This is a genomic window from Arsenophonus sp. ENCA, assembly GCF_002287155.1.
GTDB lineage: Bacteria > Pseudomonadota > Gammaproteobacteria > Enterobacterales > Enterobacteriaceae > Arsenophonus > Arsenophonus nilaparvatae.
On record NZ_NHNG01000516.1, the window covers coordinates 1 to 973 of the forward strand.

Consider the following 973-nt stretch of genomic DNA (forward strand, 5'->3'; position numbering starts at 1 on the left):
ATTTGAAAACACCTTTGTTTTATATTTTTTTCTCTCAACCCATACTGCAACATCGAATTTTAATTTAGCGACATCAATACCCACTGAGGTTTTGATCATGGTAAATTCTCTCATGAAAAACAGATAATTGAATATATCGTCCTAACCTTCCTTATAAATACGTGCTCGTAGCACAAGATACCGTTCGGTTTTGAAGACGATGATGAATATGTCACCAGGGTTTAATCTGAGGTACAAGCTCTAAGCTTAAGGCAGCGTACAAACTCACCGGTAACATCCCAATGATCAGTTGGGGATCATTAACCTTTGACAGTCAATGATCAAGATATAAGGTAGCGTTGCATCGTTAGACTTTTTTGGAAAAAAAGCAGGGAATGTTACCGTAATGAGATTATTTAATTGTCTAATCAAATCAGTTCTGGTAAAGGTTAACTGCATCGAACCTTTTTTGAACCAGCGCACAAGAAAATATTCAGTCTCGAACGTCCGTATATCTCTCGATACCTTGTAGTTGATTTCATTGCCTAATCTTTTTTGTGTATCGGGTACTCTTTTGCCGTCCAGCAGTGAAAATATGCTGTGCAATTGGTTTATTTCAGACCTTTTTAGAAATGTAGCTGTTCTACCGAAGGTTGATGTAAGGCGAATAGCATCTTCAATAAAATAAAGGTGTGAGATAGTATTTATTTTGTTCTTGAATAATTCACACTTCAATCACAATAATAGTGACTTGCTCCCACCACTAAATCAAAACTGATTATAGTGGGGGCTTCTTATGACCCCTATTAGCTCATGCCAATAGCTTTCGTTGTAGCACCAGCACTGACAGGTATTGCTACAAGGGAACTCTTTACATAATCGCTATGCCCTAGCGAATCAGCTAATCCTTGATGACAGATATTGATCGCAGCGTTGATATCTCTATCATGCTCTTTTCCACACTCAGGACAAAGCCAATAACGTATTGATAGAG

Annotated in this window: 2 protein-coding genes; both read right to left on the reverse strand. The window is 37.7% G+C overall.

Annotated elements, in window-relative coordinates; all coding sequences use genetic code 11:
* Window positions 1-285: 285 nt before the first annotated feature.
* Complete coding sequence (locus tag CBG25_RS21470; RefSeq protein WP_366212788.1) at window positions 286-714, reverse strand: DUF4942 domain-containing protein; 429 nt, start codon at window positions 712-714, stop codon at window positions 286-288.
* Between the two features lie 71 nt (window positions 715-785).
* Window positions 786-973, reverse strand: a 188-nt coding sequence (locus CBG25_RS13500; protein ID WP_290604511.1) for a zinc ribbon domain-containing protein, incomplete at its 5' end; no start/stop codon positions are given.